The sequence below is a fragment of the Cyanobacterium stanieri LEGE 03274 genome (assembly GCF_015207825.1).
GTDB classification, from domain to species: Bacteria; Cyanobacteriota; Cyanobacteriia; order Cyanobacteriales; family Cyanobacteriaceae; genus Cyanobacterium; species Cyanobacterium stanieri_B.
Window position 1 is genome coordinate 113,113 of the sequence record NZ_JADEWC010000004.1, and the last position, 19,347, is coordinate 132,459.

Annotated in this window: 17 protein-coding genes; 7 read left to right on the forward strand and 10 right to left on the reverse strand. The window is 38.2% G+C overall.

The annotated features are described in order from the left end of the window. Positions 1-271 precede the first annotated feature (271 nt). The 7 genes from IQ215_RS03135 to cax form a co-directional block, all read right to left on the reverse strand. Entirely contained in the window at positions 272-574 is a 303-nt protein-coding gene (locus IQ215_RS03135; protein ID WP_193799866.1) for a hypothetical protein, read from the reverse strand. A gap of 71 nt (positions 575-645) precedes the next feature. Continuing rightward, positions 646-1,824 carry an RNA polymerase sigma factor RpoD gene (gene rpoD, locus IQ215_RS03140; RefSeq protein WP_193799867.1) on the reverse strand — a complete coding sequence of 393 codons (1,179 nt, stop codon included), beginning with the start codon at positions 1,822-1,824 and terminating at the stop codon, positions 646-648. Between the two features lie 766 nt (positions 1,825-2,590). Next, entirely contained in the window at positions 2,591-2,902 is a 312-nt protein-coding gene (locus IQ215_RS03145; RefSeq protein ID WP_193799868.1) for an RNA recognition motif domain-containing protein, read from the reverse strand. Between the two features lie 200 nt (positions 2,903-3,102). Next, complete coding sequence (locus IQ215_RS03150; protein ID WP_193799869.1) at positions 3,103-4,740, reverse strand: ABC transporter permease; 1,638 nt, start codon at positions 4,738-4,740, stop codon at positions 3,103-3,105. Between the two features lie 355 nt (positions 4,741-5,095). Beyond that, positions 5,096-6,166, reverse strand: a complete 1,071-nt coding sequence (locus IQ215_RS03155) for an iron ABC transporter substrate-binding protein (protein WP_193799870.1) — start codon at positions 6,164-6,166, stop codon at positions 5,096-5,098. Between the two features lie 102 nt (positions 6,167-6,268). Then, positions 6,269-7,552, reverse strand: a complete 1,284-nt coding sequence (locus IQ215_RS03160; protein WP_193799871.1) for a sensor histidine kinase — start codon at positions 7,550-7,552, stop codon at positions 6,269-6,271. Between the two features lie 322 nt (positions 7,553-7,874). Continuing rightward, positions 7,875-8,963 carry a calcium/proton exchanger gene (gene cax, locus IQ215_RS03165; protein ID WP_193799872.1) on the reverse strand — a complete coding sequence of 363 codons (1,089 nt, stop codon included), beginning with the start codon at positions 8,961-8,963 and terminating at the stop codon, positions 7,875-7,877. Between the two features lie 157 nt (positions 8,964-9,120). On the opposite strand from cax, the gene bchD reads away from it, so the two are divergent. From bchD to IQ215_RS03200, 7 genes are all read left to right on the forward strand, one after another. Next, entirely contained in the window at positions 9,121-11,160 is a 2,040-nt protein-coding gene (gene bchD, locus IQ215_RS03170; RefSeq protein WP_193799873.1) for a magnesium chelatase ATPase subunit D, read from the forward strand. Between the two features lie 65 nt (positions 11,161-11,225). Then, complete coding sequence (locus IQ215_RS03175; protein ID WP_193799874.1) at positions 11,226-12,131, forward strand: HindIII family type II restriction endonuclease; 906 nt, start codon at positions 11,226-11,228, stop codon at positions 12,129-12,131. Positions 12,132-12,141: 10 nt separating this feature from the next. Further along, complete coding sequence (locus tag IQ215_RS03180) at positions 12,142-12,954, forward strand: DNA-methyltransferase (RefSeq protein WP_193799875.1); 813 nt, start codon at positions 12,142-12,144, stop codon at positions 12,952-12,954. A gap of 192 nt (positions 12,955-13,146) precedes the next feature. Beyond that, positions 13,147-13,353 (forward strand): type II toxin-antitoxin system HicB family antitoxin, encoded by a 207-nt coding sequence (locus IQ215_RS03185; protein ID WP_193799876.1) that lies wholly within the window; start codon positions 13,147-13,149, stop codon positions 13,351-13,353. A gap of 13 nt (positions 13,354-13,366) precedes the next feature. Next, complete coding sequence (locus tag IQ215_RS03190; protein ID WP_193799877.1) at positions 13,367-13,579, forward strand: type II toxin-antitoxin system HicA family toxin; 213 nt, start codon at positions 13,367-13,369, stop codon at positions 13,577-13,579. 274 nt (positions 13,580-13,853) lie between these two features. After that, positions 13,854-14,804: a 4-(cytidine 5'-diphospho)-2-C-methyl-D-erythritol kinase gene (ispE, locus tag IQ215_RS03195; protein ID WP_193799878.1), complete on the forward strand. Its 951-nt coding sequence runs from the start codon at positions 13,854-13,856 to the stop codon at positions 14,802-14,804. 2 nt (positions 14,805-14,806) lie between these two features. Further along, on the forward strand, positions 14,807-15,451 hold the full coding sequence (locus IQ215_RS03200) for a class I SAM-dependent methyltransferase (protein ID WP_206688486.1): 645 nt from the start codon (positions 14,807-14,809) through the stop codon (positions 15,449-15,451). Between the two features lie 45 nt (positions 15,452-15,496). Here the strand turns inward: IQ215_RS03200 and IQ215_RS03205 are convergent, their stop codons facing one another. The 3 genes from IQ215_RS03205 to IQ215_RS03215 all read right to left on the reverse strand — a co-directional run bounded on the left by IQ215_RS03205 (position 15,497) and on the right by IQ215_RS03215 (position 19,196). Continuing rightward, entirely contained in the window at positions 15,497-16,819 is a 1,323-nt protein-coding gene (locus tag IQ215_RS03205) for an ATP-grasp domain-containing protein (protein ID WP_193799879.1), read from the reverse strand. Positions 16,820-17,265: 446 nt separating this feature from the next. Beyond that, positions 17,266-18,288, reverse strand: coding sequence for a D-alanine--D-alanine ligase family protein (locus IQ215_RS03210; protein WP_193799880.1), 1,023 nt, complete (start codon positions 18,286-18,288; stop codon positions 17,266-17,268). 86 nt (positions 18,289-18,374) lie between these two features. Continuing rightward, on the reverse strand, positions 18,375-19,196 hold the full coding sequence (locus IQ215_RS03215; RefSeq protein ID WP_193799881.1) for an O-methyltransferase: 822 nt from the start codon (positions 19,194-19,196) through the stop codon (positions 18,375-18,377). Between the last annotated feature and the right edge of the window lie 151 nt (positions 19,197-19,347).

Sequence of the window (19,347 nt, forward strand, 5' to 3'; positions counted from 1 at the left end):
TAAAATTCAGATGATTAAGAAACATCATTTTTTGCTCGTAGTTCAGGCTTTTAGCCCGATGGTCAAATAATAATGTTTGTAGTTCGGGCTTTTGGCACGATGGTTAAATAATTAATTAGGCATTGCTGATTTTGAGTATGAAACATTATTGAATTACACAATGAACTGAGACTTCTAAATATTATAACCGTTCCCTATTCCCAGTTCCCCGTTCCCTTCCTCAACAAGAAATCATACCTTAACTCATCAACGCCAATAATTACATTATCAATTATTCTTTGCTGTTACTATTAACAAATTTATAGGCAATATAAAAAACCACCCCAATCACAAGGATACTGAGTAAAGATTTAAGGATAGAAAATACCGTACTAATAAGGGAAAATAACAACATTACCCCAAACACGCTAATAATAACCTTCCCCCCTGTGGGTAGGCCAGAAAACCATCCTTGGATAATAGGAATAACGCTTCCTTGAGCATTATTAGGAGGATTTAATGGGGTAGCCTCATAAATTTCTGCTTCAATTTCTTCTATTTTTTCTTGCCAATTCTTATCTGATTTTGTGGTCATTGCTTTTTCTATAATGGGAAAACAATCCCCCATATCTATTCACCATGGGGGAAGATTAAGAGAGATTATTTCTAACGGATGTATTCTTTTAGGATACTATTACGGTTAGGATGACGCAACTTGCGTAATGCTTTCGCTTCAATTTGACGGATGCGCTCACGGGTAACATTGAATATCTGCCCGATTTCTTCTAGGGTTTTCATGCGTCCATCATCTAAGCCATAACGAAGTCTGAGGACATCTCTTTCACGGGGGCTAAGGGAATCGAGGACATTTTCTAAGTCTTCCCGTAAGAGGTTTTTGGATACCTCATCTTCAGGGGTTTCTCCATCAGCTTCGATAAAGTCTCCTAAGCGAGAATCTTCTTCCTTACCGATGGGGGTTTCCAAGGAGATGGGTAATTGCGCAGACTTGGCGATGAATCTTAGTTTTTCGATGGTCATCTCCATGTCTTCGGCGATTTCTTCCTCAGTGGGTTTCCTGCCCATTTTTTGGGAGAGCATTTTGGTAGTTTTCTTAATCCGTGAGATGGTTTCGTAGAGATGCACGGGTAAGCGGATGGTACGGGATTGATCTGCGATCGCACGGGTAATGGCTTGACGAATCCACCATGTGGCGTAAGTGGAGAATTTGTAACCCTTTTCGTGGTCAAATTTTTCAGCGGCGCGAATCAAACCCAACGAACCCTCTTGAATCAAATCCTGAAAAGATAACCCTCGGTTCATATACTTCTTGGCAATGGATACCACCAAACGCAGATTTGATTGAACCATCTTATCCTTTGCCCTTCTGCCAATGTGCAAACGACGGTTAAACTGTCGCATATTGGGAATATCACAGGCAATCGCCCATTCCTCATCGGTGGGAATACGTCCTAAATGCTCAATTTGAGTAGCTCGGATATATTCTAAATCCAATAAGTCTGCAATCTGACGGGCTAACTCAATTTCCTCTTCTGCCCTTAAAAGTCTAATGCGCCCAATCTCTTGAAGGTAAACACGAATAGAATCTTCAGTAAAAGGCTTTTTCTTAGTCTGAGTTCGACGACGATTAGCAGAAAGTTTCGTTGCTTTTTTGGTCCCCGTATCAACAACTCCAATAGAATCTGCCTCAGAGATGATTTGCGTTAACTCTGTATCTACGTTCACAGAACTTTTACTCTTACCCTTAGATGTTGATTCAAGATCTAAAAGTGCGTCCATGTCGTCAGTGGGGGTAATAGTTGCGAAAATTTCTTGTGCCTGCGTCATGCCGTTTTCCTCTTATTCCTTTTATATTTGAAGATTAATAGTGAAAAAGTTGTAAATAATTTATTGAAGTAATTCTGTTTCGGGACAAAATCTTCATGTCGATTCAAACAAATCCCATGGGGATGATAGTAATCATCTGTTTGTTTGCCATCAAGTTCCAATTCAAATTCAGTGTTAATAGTTCACTTAACCTTAAAATAGGTTTTGCCATAATTACTGCTGAAATAAAATCCATCAAAGTAAAAAGCTCAACCTATGTCTTTTAGTTAAGGATTAAAATTTCAACTGAAAAATCTTGTTTTACTGAAATTTTTTCCATAATACCGAGTAAATCTTTTATGGAAAATTTGGAGCAGGATAAAATAACTAATTATCCTTTGCACCTAGTGCAAGTTTACCCCTTCGCAAAATCAAAGTTAACCATACCTTGAGATAAAGTCATTTGATAATTGAACAAGTTTTTTCGGTCAAATCTTTCAGATATTGTAATGAATTTCACAGAAAATGGCATCGAGAAGCGATATTTTTTTAACCATAGTGGATAATATCCGTCGTAATACATGCGTTTTGTTGTTGAGTGCAAATTCGTCCTTGCTCTTAGGTTAACAAACCTTTTTGATTTTGGGCTAAATATGTTTAAATTTCCTAATCTTTATTTTGCTTTTCGAGATTTTGTCATGAAATGTTGAGAAAAATCGCAGATTCTCAAAAAAAAACCCCACCTAAAAAAGATGAGGAATTTTTTTTAAAAACCTTTTATGGGGTTTTAGTGACTACGAGAGAAACGATTTCCATTTCTGTTTCCGCCGCCACCATAGGAAGAACGGTTGTTGTTTTCACGGGGTTTCGCTTTGTTAACTTTCATGTCACGACCCATCCATTCTGCACCGTCTAGGGCTTCAATGGCTGCGTTTTCTTCGGCTTCAGTATCCATTTCGACGAAACCAAAACCACGCATACGACCAGTTTCACGGTCGGTGGGTAAATATACCCTTTTGACTGCTCCGAAGTCTGCAAAAGCAGAGGTAAGGTGTGCTTCGGTAACGTCATAGGAAAGGTTGCCTACATATATTGACATAATTGTCTTTTCTCCAGTGTTTTTTGCTTATGGGAGGATCTGTAATATTCGGAGAGAAGACTGCCAATGTAATAAAACTCGAAAATTCGGGAATATCTTCAACAAAATCTTTAAACCGATACTTTTAATCTCTTCTAAAAACATTATAACACCTATTTCCACCATTGGTGTTTTTTACAAAGGCATTTTTTCTTGAGATTCTAGTTACTATTTTTAGTCTTTTTTTCTTGGGATAAAATAACAAAGGTTAAACTCGCACAAATAACCAATAATCCAAAAGAAGCGGCTGCGGCCGAAGCAAATCGAGCATCATTGGTGGATTCCCAAATTTCTACAGCTAGGGTTTTAAAGCCAATGGGGGATAATAAGATGGTGGCGGGTAGTTCTTTGATAGCGGTAACAAAAACTAAGACTGCACCGCTGGTAATGCCAGGACGTACGAGGGGTAAGGTAACTTCTTTGAGGGTTTGCCAGGGGCTACGACCGAGAATACGGGCGGATTCTTCTAGGGAGGGATTGACTTGTAATAGTGAGCTACGGTTTGTGCCAACGGATTGGGGCAAGAATAGGACGATATAGGCAAAAACTAACATGGGCATGGTTTGATAAATCCATGGTAAGTAGTTAGCTCCGAAAAATACGAGGGATAGGGCAACTACGATACCCGGTAATCCATAGCCTAGGTAAGTTCCCCTTTCAATTAAAATACTTAATTTGCTGGGAAATCTGACGGAAAGAATGGCTACGGGGAGGGCTAGGAGGGTGGCAAAAATGGCGGCTAGACTTGATGCCCAAGCGGAGTTACGGGCAAAGATGAGCATATTTTGTAGGGTGGCGATCGCCTCTGAGCTTCGGGTTAACCAAAGAATAATTACCCCAACGGGTAGTACCACGGAAAAAAAGGAAATTAGACAACAAAAGGCGATCGCCGGTAGTTTCCATTTACCTAGGGGAATTAAGGTAGCTTTATTAATGGCTCCCGAACCACGGGAATAGTAGTTAGCATTGGTTCTAACTTTCTGCTCGATAAATAAAATACATAATACTAAAATCACCAACACCATGGCTAAGGAAGCGGCCAAACTACGATTAAAACTAGAACGATATTGGGTAAAAATAGCAAGGGTAAAGGAATTAAACCGCATTAACGCTGGTGTGCCAAAATCCTGAAGGGCGTAGAGTGACACCAATAATGACCCTGCTACAATAGAGGGGCGTAATAGGGGTAAGGTGACCTTAAAAAAGATGCTCCAAGGGTTATAGCCTAAACTACGGGCTGATTCTTCTAGGGCAGGATCTAAGCCTTGTAATCCTGCTCTGACGCTTAATAATAAATAGGGATAGGAGAAAAGAGTTATGGCGGCAATGGTGCCAGTCCAACCATAAATAGAGGGTAATCTTTCTACCCCAAAGGGTTCGAGCCATGATTGTAGAAGACTGCCCCGAGGGCCAAAGGTAGCAATGAGGGCAAAACTACCTACATAGGTGGGAATGGCTAGGGGTAAGGTACTAACCACCGACCAAAATTTACGCCATGGTAAATCAGTTCTGACGGTCAAAAAAGCGTAGGGAATGGCGATTAAAGAGGCGATCGCCGTTGAGGCGGCAGCCATACCAATACTGTTAAGTAAAATGGTTAAGATACGAACATTAAAAATAAAATTAATCAGTTGTTCTAATTCTTCGGTTGAGGAAACACTTCCCGCCCGAATCATCAAATAAATTAAGGGAATCATAATGGCAATGACTGTGATGATTGCCACCCCTAACAAAAATAATGGGGGTTTAATCTTATTCTGTGGTAATGATTGGGTTTGAGAATTAGAACTATGGTTCATGGTAATCAATATGAGACTTAGTCAATGGGGTGAGTTAGTGTAATTACTTACAGGCAAGTCACCAATAATCTTAGTTCGCTCAATGAACTATAAATTTAATTTAAAGATAATTTTTAGCTTTGTAATACTAAATCTGATTAGTAAAGTTTATCATCACCTACTGTGGAATAAGTTGCAGTTGTTAAGAATTATCTTCAATGAGTTTATTTGTTAAGAAAATTTTGATTATTTATCGGACAAACCTTGGGTTTTTTAGCACACCATAAAAAAATGGGTAGGGCATTAAAATAAGTTAATTACCACTACCCATTATTAGTAGTTAATAAAAGGTTATCTTGTACGATTTTCCTTCAAATTATTGAATTGCTCCTACTTCCCGCAGTAAGTTAAGAGTGCCTTCCAAGTCATCTAAGTTACTCAAATCAATGGCAGGGGGGTTGATTTCGGCAATGGAAATTTGATCTTGGGGAGGTGCTACCCCTTCTAGTAAAGGATATTCGTTGGTGGTTTCGGAAAAATAAGTTTGAGATTCTTCCGTTAATAAAAAGTCAATAAGGGCGATCGCCGCGGGTTCACTATCGGTGGCATCAAGAATAGAAACCCCTGCCACATTAATCATTGAACCAACATCCCCTCCCGTATAGTGATGAGCCACTGGAAAATCAGGATCTTCAGCGGTAAAACGACCTAAATAATAATTATTTACCAAACCAATATCCGCTTCTCCTCGTCCCACAGCTTCCACCGTAGTAGTATTATTAGGATAAACTTGAGCATTATTATCAATAAGACCTTGTAACCATTCCCTAGTTCTATCATCTCCCTCCGTAACACGCATCGCCGTTACAAAAGACTGAAAAGAACCATTGGTAGGCGCCCAAGCAACTCTACCGCTCCATTGCTCCTCGGTTAATTCCCAGATAGTCTCAGGTAGCTCAGTTTCTTCTACCTCATTGACATTATAAGCAAGGGTACGCGCTCGGCCAGAAATACCAACCCATTGCCCCTCAGGGGAACGAAAACGAGAATCTACCCGCCCCAATAGGTTTTCGGGAATAGCTTTGGTTCTTCCCTCTTTCTGTAGCGCCCCTAAAGCACCAGCATCTTGCCCAAAATAAACATCTGCCGGGGTGTTTTCCCCTTCTTCTAAAATGGCCGCCGCTAATTCTGCTGTATCACCGTAGCGCACCTCTACGGTTACTCCTGTTTCTTCTTCAAATCTTTCTAGCAAGGGGCCGATTAATTCTTCATTTCTACCAGAATAAATGGTTAATTCTTGCCCTGTTAAATCAACGGCCTCTCCTGTGGTATCTGGAGTGATGGTGGTTTCTCCTCCGCTATCATTGGTAGGAGCATTACAAGCAATGGTTAGGCTACTTGATGCAAGGGCTATGCCTATAAAACTTAATATTTTTCTTCTTTTCATTTTCTATATTATTTATTAATAAATATTCTTAATTATCCTGTTATAGAGTATCCTAGAATACAAAGATTTGTCAAACTTAACGCTAATTTATGGCAAGTAATATTAATTTTCAGTCATGGAGATGTTTTTAGGTAAAGAAATTTGAAACCAAGCCCCTTGAGTGGTGGGGTGATTTTGAGCTTTAATAGAGCCTCCATGGGCATTGATAATTTGCTTAACAATACTTAAACCAAGTCCGCTTCCTTCCCTTGATGTTCTTGCCCTCGATTTATCACCTCGATAAAGTCTTTCAAAAATATGGGGTAAATCTTTGGGGTTAAAGCCATTTCCATTGTCTATAACATCAATGATAATTTGAGATTTATTTTCCTTGGATTGTGTGACATTCACGGTAATTAAACCATCACAATCGGTGTGTTTTATACTATTATCAAAAAGATTAACAAATACCTGAGTTAAACAGTTTAAATCAGCGCCAATAAGTATATTTTCTAATCCTTGATATTCTAAAGAAATCTGTTCCTGTTCAGCTAAAATAGCTAAGGATTGCCATGCAGAAATAATTAATTGTTGTAGATCTAGTTTTTGCCATTGTAAATTAGTGTAAGGATTACCATCTAATTGAGCTATTTTTAACCAATTTTCTACTAAGTTAATTAGGCGGTTAATTTCTTGATATATTTGTTCTGCCCACATTTTATTTTTATTGTCATTATGTTTAATGAGGGTTTGGGCTAACAATGACATGGATGTTAGGGGGGTTCTTAGTTCATGGCTTAAATCGGTGTAGGCTTGATCTCTTTTATGGGATAAATCTTTAATTACTTGTCTATTTTCAATGATAATAATTACTTGATCGTTGATCACAGGAAGGGCGATCGCCTTTAGAAAAATAGGCTCATAACTTTCAATATCATCATTAACATTGGTATCATCCAAAATATAATTAGAAGTAGGAAAAAAATCCCATTTAATGCTTAATTTATAACCTGTTTTCCTTGCCTGTTGAATTAATTGATCTAACTCATAAGAACGAACTAATTCTAAAAAAAATCTTGATTTTTTAGGATTCCAACGTTGAATAGAAAGTATTTTTTTTGCCTGAGTATTACATTCAATTAAATGATTATCCGCATCAATTCTTAAATAACCAAAAGGAACGGTATTAAGAATATGTTTAAATAAATCTCGTTCAGCCAACAAGAGATTATAATCTTCATTAAGTAAATTAACACTTCTTCTCACCTGACTAATTTTAGAAAGAGAAGGTATTTGTTCAAAATTAGAAAGAGAATGCAAAACATTATTTAATTGTTTATTAATCTGTCTTTGTTTCCAGAAAAAAAAACCTAACCCGATTACTAAACCAAAGATAAACTGAATCATGTAAATGATTGAAAAGACAAAAAATAGATATACATTAATCCTAAACCATCTACTAACTAAAATAAGCCCTCAGTGAATTATAAAAACAAATTCATCTTGAGATAATAAACTGTAGGCAAAAGATAATAATTAAGGTGCGCTGTTATTTCCTCAATATCTGAGAGCTACTTTAGACTGATTCAGCAAACCTTGACTTAGTTTTTTCCCTAACACTCATACTAGAACATTGACCACTTTCCCGATTAATAAGATGATTTGCCATTACCTCAGGTAATTTTGGTCAAACTACTTATTGAATGAGAGTCTTACACCAAATAAATTTTTATAAACCCTCAATGGCAGGATGATAAAAGAAAGCAAGGGCAACCACCGCATAAGTAGCCAACAGTAGCGCACCCTCCAACCAATTGGAATTACCATCAGAACTAATAGAATTGGCAATTAATACCGCCACCATCACCGCCACCAACTCAAAAGGATTAAAATTCAAATCCATGGGTTGTCCCATAAACCATCCTGCAATTACCAATACAGGGGCAACAAACAAGGCGATTTGTAAACTAGAACCCAAAGCCACCGATACAGATAAATCCATTTTATCCTTCATAGCAACCGTTACCGCCGTAGCGTGTTCCGCCGCATTACCAATAATGGGTAAAAAAATCACCCCTGTAAACAAAGTGGGTAAACCCAAATCTTCCGTAGCCATTTCCAAGGATTCAACCAATAATTCCGACTCGATCGCCACTCCCACGGTTACAATAAATAAAACTCCTACCCATAACCACAAATTAGGTTGATAGGCTTCTTGTCCTTCCTCCTCATTCTCTGCGATACCTACATCATAGAGATAGGAATGGGTTTTCATGGAAAAAAGTAGTGTGAGTAAATACACAAGAACTAAGACTACTGCCACCGCAACGGATAATTTTTGTAGGGTAATCGATTCTATACCCGTCGATGTATATTGCACCGCCGTAGGTAATAAAATAGCAATGACCGCTAAATTCATCACCGAAGCATTAAGACGGGCGGTGGTGGGTTGGAAATTTTGTTCTTTAAAACGTAAACCACCCAACAACATGGAAAAACCCATTACCAACAACAAGTTACCAATAATAGAACCTGTTAGGGTTGCTTTAACCACAGCCACTAAACCACTTTTAAGGGCAATAAAAGCCAAAATTAATTCCGTGGCATTACCAAAAGTAGCGTTGAGTAATCCTCCCAAATTAGGCCCTACCACCACGGCGATTTCTTCCGTAGCTTCCCCCATGAAAGCAGCGAGGGGGATAATGGCCAAGGCCGCCGTAACGAAAATCAAAGTTTCGCTCCAATGGAGATAATGGCCAGCGATGGAGATGGGAATAAAAATTAAAAGAGTACCGAATATCAGATTTTTTGTATTCATGGTTCTGTTAAGTCATATCCATGAAATGATAGTCCTTTTTTGCTAAAAAATGTCAGAAAATTATTCTTTGCTTTATGTTTCCATGGTCAAGGGCGAATGTACGATAAAATATAGCTTTGAATAAGAAAGATCCTTGAAATTGCTATATTAATTATTAATGCCAACTTTAACTACTAAAGATATAAATTTTCCTTTAACGGCAGTTATTGGACAACAGGCTATTAAAACAGCCCTGCTTTTGGCTGCAGTAGATCCTACTTTGGGAGGAGTGGCGATCGCAGGTAAACGAGGTACAGCCAAATCGGTTATGGCAAGGGGAGTCCATGCCCTTTTGCCCCCCATTGAAGTGATCAAAGGCAGTCGTTTTAACTGTGATCCCGATAACCGAGAGGAATGGGATAACGAAACCCTTGAAAAATACGGTGATACCCCCCGAGAAGAAATCCCCACGGAAGTTATCGCAACGCCCTTTGTGCAAATTCCCCTCAATGCCACCGAAGATCGCCTTTTGGGTTCGGTGGATGTGGAAGAGTCCGTAAAACAGGGTGAACCCGTATTTCAACCAGGATTACTCGCCAAAGCCCATCGAGGGGTTTTATATATTGATGAATTGAATCTCCTTGATGATCAAATTGCTAACCAACTTTTAACGGTGTTAACCGATGGCAGAAACCAGATTGAAAGGGAGGGGATTAGTTTTTCTCACCCTTGCAAACCCCTGCTAATTGCTACCTACAACCCCGAAGAAGGTACCCTGAGAGAACATTTACTAGACCGCATTGCGATCGCCCTTAGTGCTGACGGAGTATTGGCATTAGATGAAAGAGTTCAAGCAGTAGATCAAGTAATCGATTATGCTTCTTCTCCTGTCAAATTCCTGCAACAGTATGACGAAGACATGGACGCTTTGCGCACGGAAATCATCTTGGCAAGGGAATGGATTAAAGAAGTAAAAATCAGCACCGAACAAGTTAAATACCTTGTTCAAGAAGCCGTCAGGGGGGTTGTAGAAGGACATAGAGCCGAAATATTTGCCGTCAGGGTAGCCATGGCAGCCGCCGCCCTCGAAGGAAGAAATACCGTTAGTGCCGATGATCTGCGTAAAGCTGTAGAATTGGTCATTGTACCCCGTTCTACCATGGTACAACAACAACCCCCTGAAGATCAGATGCAACCCCCACCGCCACCACCACCCCAACCCCAAGATCAAGGGGATGAAGGAGAAGAAGAGCAAGAAGACAATCAAGATCAAGAGGAAGAAAAAGACAAAGAAGATAATCAAGACGAACAGGAAGCCCCCCAAATTCCCGAAGAGTTCGTTTTTGATGTGGAGGGAGTAATTTTAGATCCCAGTGTGCTTTATTTTGCCCAACAGATGCAAAGACAAGGGAAATCGGGTGCTCGTAATATGATTTTTTCCGATGACAGAGGGCGCTATATTAAACCCATGCTACCTAAAGGCAAAGTAAGACGCATCGCCGTAGATGCTACCCTCAGAGCCTCTGCACCCTACCAAAAAAGTCGCCGTGAACGCTACCCTGACCGCCGTGTCATCGTGGAACAGAGCGATTTGAGGTCAAAACGTCTGGCGAGAAAAGCAGGGGCTTTAATCGTCTTTGTGGTGGATGCTTCGGGTTCTATGGCTTTGAATAGAATGCAGTCGGCAAAAGGTGCTGTCATGCGTTTACTCACAGAAGCCTACGAAAACCGAGATCAAGTAGCTCTCATTCCCTTCCGAGGAGAACAGGCAGACGTATTGTTACCCCCCACCCGTTCGATTACCCTCGCTCGTTTACGCCTTGAAACCCTGCCCTGTGGCGGTGGTTCTCCCCTTTCCCATGCTCTCTCCCAAGCGGTTCATGTGGGGGTAAATGCTCAAATGTCTGGGGATATTGGGCAGGTGGTTATTGTGGCGATTACCGATGGACGGGGAAATATTCCCTTGGCTCGTTCTTTGGGGGATGAAATCCCCGAGGGTGAAAAACCTGATATTAAAGCGGAATTGCTGGAAATTGCGGGTAAAATCCGAGCTATGGGCATGAAGTTGTTGGTCATTGACACGGAGAAAAAGTTTGTTTCCACTGGCTTCGGCAAGGAGTTGGCAACTACTGCGGGTGGTACTTATTACCAGTTACCTAAAGCAACGGATCAGGCTATTGCAAATATGGCAAAAGGTGCTATTTCTGAGATGAAGTAATGAATAAAAAAGGTGGATAATATCACTCTTATCCACCAATAATAGCCTATAGTGAATCAAGTGAAATGACGAATATAATTGACCAAAAAGTTATCGAAAATAGAAGACATTGGGTTAATAAGATAAAAAATTGTAGAGGTAATTTTGCCGAAGAAGCACAAAAGATTGAAAATCAACTAAAAGAGGAAATAAAACAAGGAGGGGTTAATAGTTTAATTGCCCACTTGAGACTTTGTGGTAATATCCCAGAATGTTATGGTCACGATTCTAGTGAAGAAAAATTATACTCAAAATATACTGATATTCTACTATCTTTGAGTTATGAAGCAATGGGCTTTAAAAGTTTGGTTTTTACAGAAAGAAGTGATAGTGCTGATGTAGAGATATTTGCCCCTAATTTTAGCTTCATTGCTGATGCAAAGGCTTTTCGGTTAAGTCGAACAGCTAAAAATCAGAAAGATTTTAAGATACAAGCCATGGATAATTGGAAAAGGGGCAAACCCTACGCAATGGTAGTATGTCCTATCTATCAACTACCCAGTCGCTCCAGTCAAATTTATCAACAAGGAATTACCAGAAATGTTTGTATTTTTAGCTATTCTCATTTAGCATTATTATTAAATTTTTTTACAATAAAAAACAATATCGTTACTGAAGATATTATCCAACAAATTTTTGAAGTTATATCAGTGTTAAATCCATCTAAAAATGCTTTAGATTATTGGTTCGCATTGAATAGAACAATATTAAATTTATCTGAAGAAATAGAGGACTTATGGAAAACTGAAAAACAAGCATTAATAGAGTCAACGAAAATTGCAAAGGAAGAAGCGTTATATTTTTTAGCCTTGGAAAGAGAAAATATTATGAGAATGAGTCATGATGAACCAATTAAAGAACTAATCAAATTAAATAAAATTGATAGTCGAATGGAAAAAATCAAATCTATCAGTGAAAACGGTTTATTTTAGATTTAATAATATGAGTATTACAAAATATCTTAATCAGATTATTCAAGGAAATTGCACTGAAATAATGAAACAATTTGAATCAAACTCTATTGATTTAACTGTAACTTCTCCACCTTATGACAATTTAAGAAGCTATAACGGTTATATTTTTCCTTTTGAAGAAATAGCTCAAGAATTATTTAGAATAACGAATAACGGTGGCGTAGTGGTTTGGGTTTGTGCAGATGCAACTATCAATAAAACTGAAACTGGTACAAGTTTTGAACAAGCTCTTTTTTTTAAAAAAATAGGATTTAATCTTCATGATACGATGATCTTTCAAAAACAAAATCCTATCCCCCAAATTTATAGGAAAAGATATAACAACGTATTTGAATATATGTTTGTCTTCAGTAAAGGAGAAGTGAAAACCCATAATCCCATTAAAGTAAAATGTTTACACGGAGGATTAGAGTTAAATGGAACTACTTATAAAAACTATTCCAAGGGTAAGCAAAAAAGAGAAAAACTAGCGAAACCAGTACAAAAAGAAAAAATTAAAGGAAATATTTGGCAATATGTGGTAGGTAAAAAAGCTGAAGATCAAGAGGCAAAAGCGCATCCTGCACCTTTTCCCTGTGCTTTGGCCAAAGATCACATAATCTCATGGACTAATAAGGGGGATATTGTATTAGATCCAATGTGTGGTAGCGGTACAACTTGTAAGTCTGCTTATCAACTTGAACGACAATATATTGGTATTGACATTAGTGGGGAATATTGTGATTTAGCAAGAGAAAGAGTCAAAAACTCTAACTTACAATTAAGCTTAAATTTAGATTAGCAATAAATAATGGCGGAAATGGCGGAAGATCATATAAGAATATAATTGAATTTCCTTAGAAATATTCTGTAAATAGGATTTAAAGTGCGATCGCACTTACAAGATAAGATTGATGTATTTACAGGGTTCGATCGTTCTTATTAAGCTAATATATAAAAAAAAGAAACGTTATTTGAATCAAGATAAATCAAAATGATTGTTAAAGCAATATTAGAGTGGGATGAAGACGCACAATCTTATTCAGCTACTTGTCCTGAATTAAACTATATTTCTTCCTGCGGAGATACAAAAGAAGAAGCCATCGAAAACCTAAAAGATGCAATTCAATTACTTTTAGAACCAATACCCGAAATTTCATCTAATACGGATATTCATAATCGCATCGAAATCTTAGTTTAAAAAACAATCAAAAATGTCTTCTAAATCTCCTCGTTTAACATCCAAAGAAATTATTAAACAACTAAAACAGAGCGGTTTTATAGAAATTTCGCAAACGGGTTCTCATCTAAAATTATTCAATCATATTACTCAAAGAACAACTATTGTACCTATTCATCAAGGAAAAATAATTCCTATTGGCACATTAAAAGCCATTGAAAAACAGTCAGGTATTAAATTTTATTGAGATAGTTAAGAGAGTTCGATCGCACTTATGGATTAATGTTAATGTGGTTAAGGGTTCGATCGCACTTACCAAGTAATACTTTTAAAGGGCGATTATGGTGGAAAGATGTAAAGATCATATCATTATCATCGATTTAAAGTTCTTACGCTCCATAACATAATTGACAATGAACGATGGACAATGGACAATAAAGGTTATCGTTGGTTTGTCTGCTTGATACGTTTGATTTTTAACCTTTTCTAATTTTCATCAAACCCTATTTATTTGAGTATTTATGCAATCCTATTCACTATTTGCCCCTGCAAAAATAAATCTTCATCTGGAAATTATAGGCGATCGCCCCGACGGCTACCATGAATTGGTCATGATCATGCAAAGTGTTGCCCTAGGGGACATTATCAACATCAGAGCCAACGGAAAAGAAGAAATTCGCCTTTTTTGTCAAAATCCTCAAGTCCCCCTAGATCATAGCAATTTAGCCCATAAAGCAGTATCCTTAATGCAAAAAAATTTCCCTGCCCAAGCGAGAAATTTTGGGGGGGTAGATATTCACATTGAAAAAAAGATTCCCGTCGCAGCCGGATTAGCCGGGGGTTCGAGCAATGCCGCCGCCGTGTTAGTCGGTATCAACTTATTATGGGGTTTAGGTTTAACCCAACCCGAATTGAGAGATTTTGCTACTCATTTGGGTTCTGATGTACCCTTTTGTATTGCGGGGGGAACGGCGATCGCCACAGGCAGAGGAGAACAAATTGAGCCATTACCACCCTTGGATAATATATGGGTAATCCTTGCTAAATATAGTAATATCAGTGTTTCTACCCCTTGGGCTTATAAAACCTATCGAGAAGAATTTCATCATCTTTACGTCCAAGATAGCCATGGCATCACCGAGCGCACCAACGCCATTCACTCAGGGAAATTAGTAAAGGCGATCGCCCATAAAGACTCAACACAAATTGGCAAACTGTTATATAACGACTTACAAAAAAGCGTCCTGCCCGAATATCCCGAAGTAAAAAATCTCATCGATCAATTCAAAACCCAAAACGTCCTTGGTACAATGATGTCAGGTTCAGGCCCCACGGTTTTTGCCCTATGTGAAAATCAAGCTCAGGCCATTCACATTAAAAATACCATCAACCAAACCATAAAAGATCCTAACCTACAAATGTGGGTAACGAAAATGTGTTCCCACGGCATCACCACCACCCAAGCCCCATAACCATGGAAATCAAAAACCTCGTAGAAAAACATCTCCAAAATAATCAACCATCCGCATGGTTTGAAGAATTATACGCCCAAGCCAACCAAAACCCCCAACAAATACCCTGGGCGCACCTACAACCCAACCAGCAATTAATAGAATGGTTAAAAAATAATCCCATCCATGGTAAACAAAAACCCCAAGCAGTGATTATCGGTTGTGGATTAGGGGATGATGCCCAAGCCTTTGCCGAAGCAGGATACCATGTTACCGCCTTTGATGTTTCCCCCACCGCCATCAATTGGTGTAAACAAAGATTTCCCCATAGCCCAGTGGATTACGTCACCGCCGATATTTTCCATTTACCCTCACCATGGCAACAAAAATTTGACCTCATTTGGGAATGTCGCACTATTCAAGCCCTTCCCCTAAATGTGCGTGCTCAAGTCATCAAGCAAGTGGTAGCCCTAGCAAAACCCACTGCTAAAATCCTCGTTTCAACCCATATTAGAACCACAGAAGAAGCCCCCAATGGGCCCCCATGGCCTTTATCATCAGGGGAATTAAATCAATTTAAACAATTAGGATGGCAGGAAAAGTGTCGCTCAACCATCCATCGGGAAAATAATCCCATATCCATTGCCATGATTGAATATCAACAATGATTAAGGGGCGCTGAATAACTCAGAAACATTGACATAACACTTCCATTAATCCCCTGCAGTTTCTACTAACTTACCAATATTAAAATCAATTTTTACCCAAGGTTTACCCTTAATCAAATTCCCAAAAATTAATAACGGAATTTGCCAATGATGCACCATCAAAAATGGTAAAGGATCTTCCCATAAAAATATACCATCTTGACCATTACTTATTTTGTGCCACCATCGAGATAAATCATCAAAACTGCGCACCTCCGTTAAACGCCATAATTCGTGATATGTCCAAAAAGTCGGTTTACTCGTGGCAAGGGGAGTAATGGCAGGGGTATCACCACCATACAAATAGGCATCCGCCACCAAGGGATGATTATAAAACATAGAAATGGCTGAATGGGTACGAGGATTACATTCTATGGGGTAAACTGTGCCATCTTCGGTTTGGATAAAATCGAAGGAAATTTGTCCCGTTAAATTTAATTTATCTACAAATTCTTCTACCCAATCATAAATTTTTTGGTTGTCAATATGTTCATAGTTCACCTGAAAATGAGAAGACTTTGAACAACAATGAAGCCTAATTTTACCATCACGGACGGTGCTATGGGTACAATATTCCTGCCCCGTGATAAACTGTTGCATTACCCAAGGATTATCTTCACTGATGGGCAAAGTAAGTAAATATTTTTCCATACCTTCAAAGGGGAATTGCGTCATATTTAGACGATAAACTGAGTCGTATTTAATACTTTTTAAAATATATTTATGATTATTTTTACTGAAGTCAAAATCAATAATTTGTTGAACATCAGTAATTAAAAAAGAGCTAGGAGAAGTTAACCCCAAATCCCTAGCTTTTTGACATAAACTGGCTTTATCATCTAACATCAAAGTAGTTTCAATATCGAAATGAATTGTTTCACAATGGGGAGCTAATACCATTTTTGCCACTGAGTCATAATAACTAGCTATGGGGCTAGAAACAGGGATAAAAACATCTACCTTTTCTCTTTTAACGATGTCTAATAAACCATTGATATAACCTTCTTTATCTTTGACAGGATTAGGTATGGTAAAAAAACGATCCACTGCTACTGAAAACCGATGTCCTGATAACCAATATTTATGAGTTTCTACTAAAATAACTCGATGTCCTGCATTATGAAAAGCTCTTGCTAATTGTAGAGCTTTACTCATTTTTCCACCCGTTAAAAGGATAGTTTTAGAGTTAATATTTTGATTATTTTTTTTGCGAAGTGGGTAAGTTAATATATTACTAATAGAAGCAATTAAAACCAGTGTTAAGTTAAAGGGTAATGCTAATTTTAATAATACTAAGGTAGCTAAACTTTTTAGAGTTGCTGAAAACATTTTTTATGCTGAATAATATTAATTTAATGTTTTTTATAAAGGAAAAATACAGAAAAAGAAGAATAAATATGATTAGTAAAACTCCTCATATTATCATGAATTACAAGATTAAGGGTTTATAGTTCAATAAATTGAATTAAGGTGTTAATAATGGAGAATTATTTTTGTTTTTACTGCTTTAATAGAGTAAGACTCAATCTGATTGGTAAAGTTTATCGTCACTCACCTTGCAATGAATTACAAGGCTAAGAATTTATCGTTCAATGAATTAAATTAAGGTGTTAATAATGGAGAATTATTTTTGTTTTTACTGCTTTAATAGAGTAAGACTCAATCTGATTGGTAAATTTTATCGTCACTCGCCTTGCAATGAATTACAAGGCTAACGGTTTATCGTTCAATAAATTGAACTAAGGTATATGTTGATTAACTGTATAACTCATTAATTATTTTCTATGGCGGTGTAGGGCATTACACCAAACCTCAAAGATAACTGACTCCAAATCTTCTCCGTTGGCGAGTAACATTTTGGAAATCATACTGATATTACTAAATGCCCAAAATAAACCTGCTTCTAATAGATAGGGTTCGTCGGTGTCTTGATGTATCCTGAAATCATAGAGGGAATAATCTCGGCAACCGATCGCACCGTGGGCGTTAATCACTGCTAAACTTAACTTAGTCTCTAATTCTGGGCTAAGGTGCGCTGGGCAAATAGCCTTAACATTAGGTTGGGGGGTTTGTTGTTGAGGCATCCCATCATCCTTTAACTGCAACTTTTCGGCAGTAGTGCGAATGGGATTAGCATCATTGACTAAATATTCAATCATAGGCAACACCTGCAACTTATCACCCCTTTCTATTACCACCGCCCGAATTTCTCGCCCCGGGATAAATTCTTCTGCCAGAAGTTGACTATCATATTGAAAACCAAGTTTTAAGGCTTCCTCCATTTGACTTTCATCTTTGACAAGGGTAATACCCAAGGAATTATCTTCCCCATTGGGTTTGATGATAAAAGGAGGTTTTAATCTCACCTCATCCCCCCGTTTCAAAAGTTGCCCTTTCGCTACTAATACCCCATTAGCCGAAACAACGTCTCTGGTGTGGGCTTTGTTGGTTGCAAGGGATGTGCAAGGTAATTTTGAACCCACCACAGGCAAACCTAACATATCCTCAAAAAAACCTCGGATGGTAGTCATGCCAGGCTGACAAAATAAATGGGGTACTACCACATCAAGCAATGGTAAACTTTTGAGAAAGTCGGATAAAGTTTGAGGGGCGCTCAAGTTTTCGAGGGAGTCTCCCTGTTGCCATAATCCATCGGGATGCACTATGGCATAATAGGCTTTGACTGCTGGGGGTTTGACTACTTCTTTTAAGTAGAGTAGGGATAATTTATCATAAAAATCGGACACCAAAGAGCCTCCGATATGTAATACTTTTAACGGGTTTTCTGGTGTAAACATTATGGATTATTAGTTGTACTATAAACGGATAATTAACAATGATTTAATTATCTTTTGCCTATTGCCTGTTGCCCATTCCCTTGTTTTTAATTGACTCGCATCACGGTTAAGCCGTCGCGCAGGGGTAATAATACTTGTTGTACTCGTTCATCGTGGGCTACCATGTGATTAAATTGGTTAATAGCTTCCCCATTTTCGGTGCGCTCGGATTCGGGTAAATAAACCTGTCCTTGATAAAGGGTGTTATCTACGACGATGATGGCGCCTGAGGAGACTAGGTTTTTGTCTAATAATAAATTGAAATAGTCTTGATATTCTTTCTTGTTGGCATCAATAAAGACTAAATCGAAGTTTTTGTCCTCTTGGGCTAATTGTGCCATGGTATGGAGGGCAGGGGCTACTTTGACGGTGATTTTGTTGCCGTGGGGGGAGTGGGAAAAACAGTCTTGGGCGAATTTGGCTACATATTCATCTACTTCACAGGCGATGACTTGTCCATCTTCGGGTAATGCTTCTGCCATGGCAAGGGCGGAATATCCTGTAAACATACCGATTTCAAGGACGTTTTTTGCGTTTAACATTTTGACGAAAATTTGCAACATTTGCCCTTCGATGTGTCCTGAAAGCATTTCTTGCTCTAATTCAAAGGGGGTTTTACCTTCTTGGAATAGTCTTGTCCAATCTTCTTGGGCGGTTTTTGTTGCTAGATGTGTGAGGGCGGGGGATTCTTGGCTAGAAACTTCGGTTAAATAAGGTTCTAATGCTGAAGCAAATTGATAGGCTTCTTCTATTTGTGCTACTAATTCGATATTCTCAGTATTCTTTGCAGTTTTTAATATATTTTCTAATTTTTCCACAAGAATCGCTAAAGGGGCGATCGCCCTTGGTTTGTTTACTGTTACGGACATAACATTACTCCAATATATGTAATATGAATGAAATATATTTTTTGTTAATCAAAAATCAACCTAAATCCGGGATATAAAACAATTGACAATGAACAATTATTCTTTTTTGCTTCTGGCTTTTGTCCATTCCTGAACTAAGATTAAGGGTGAC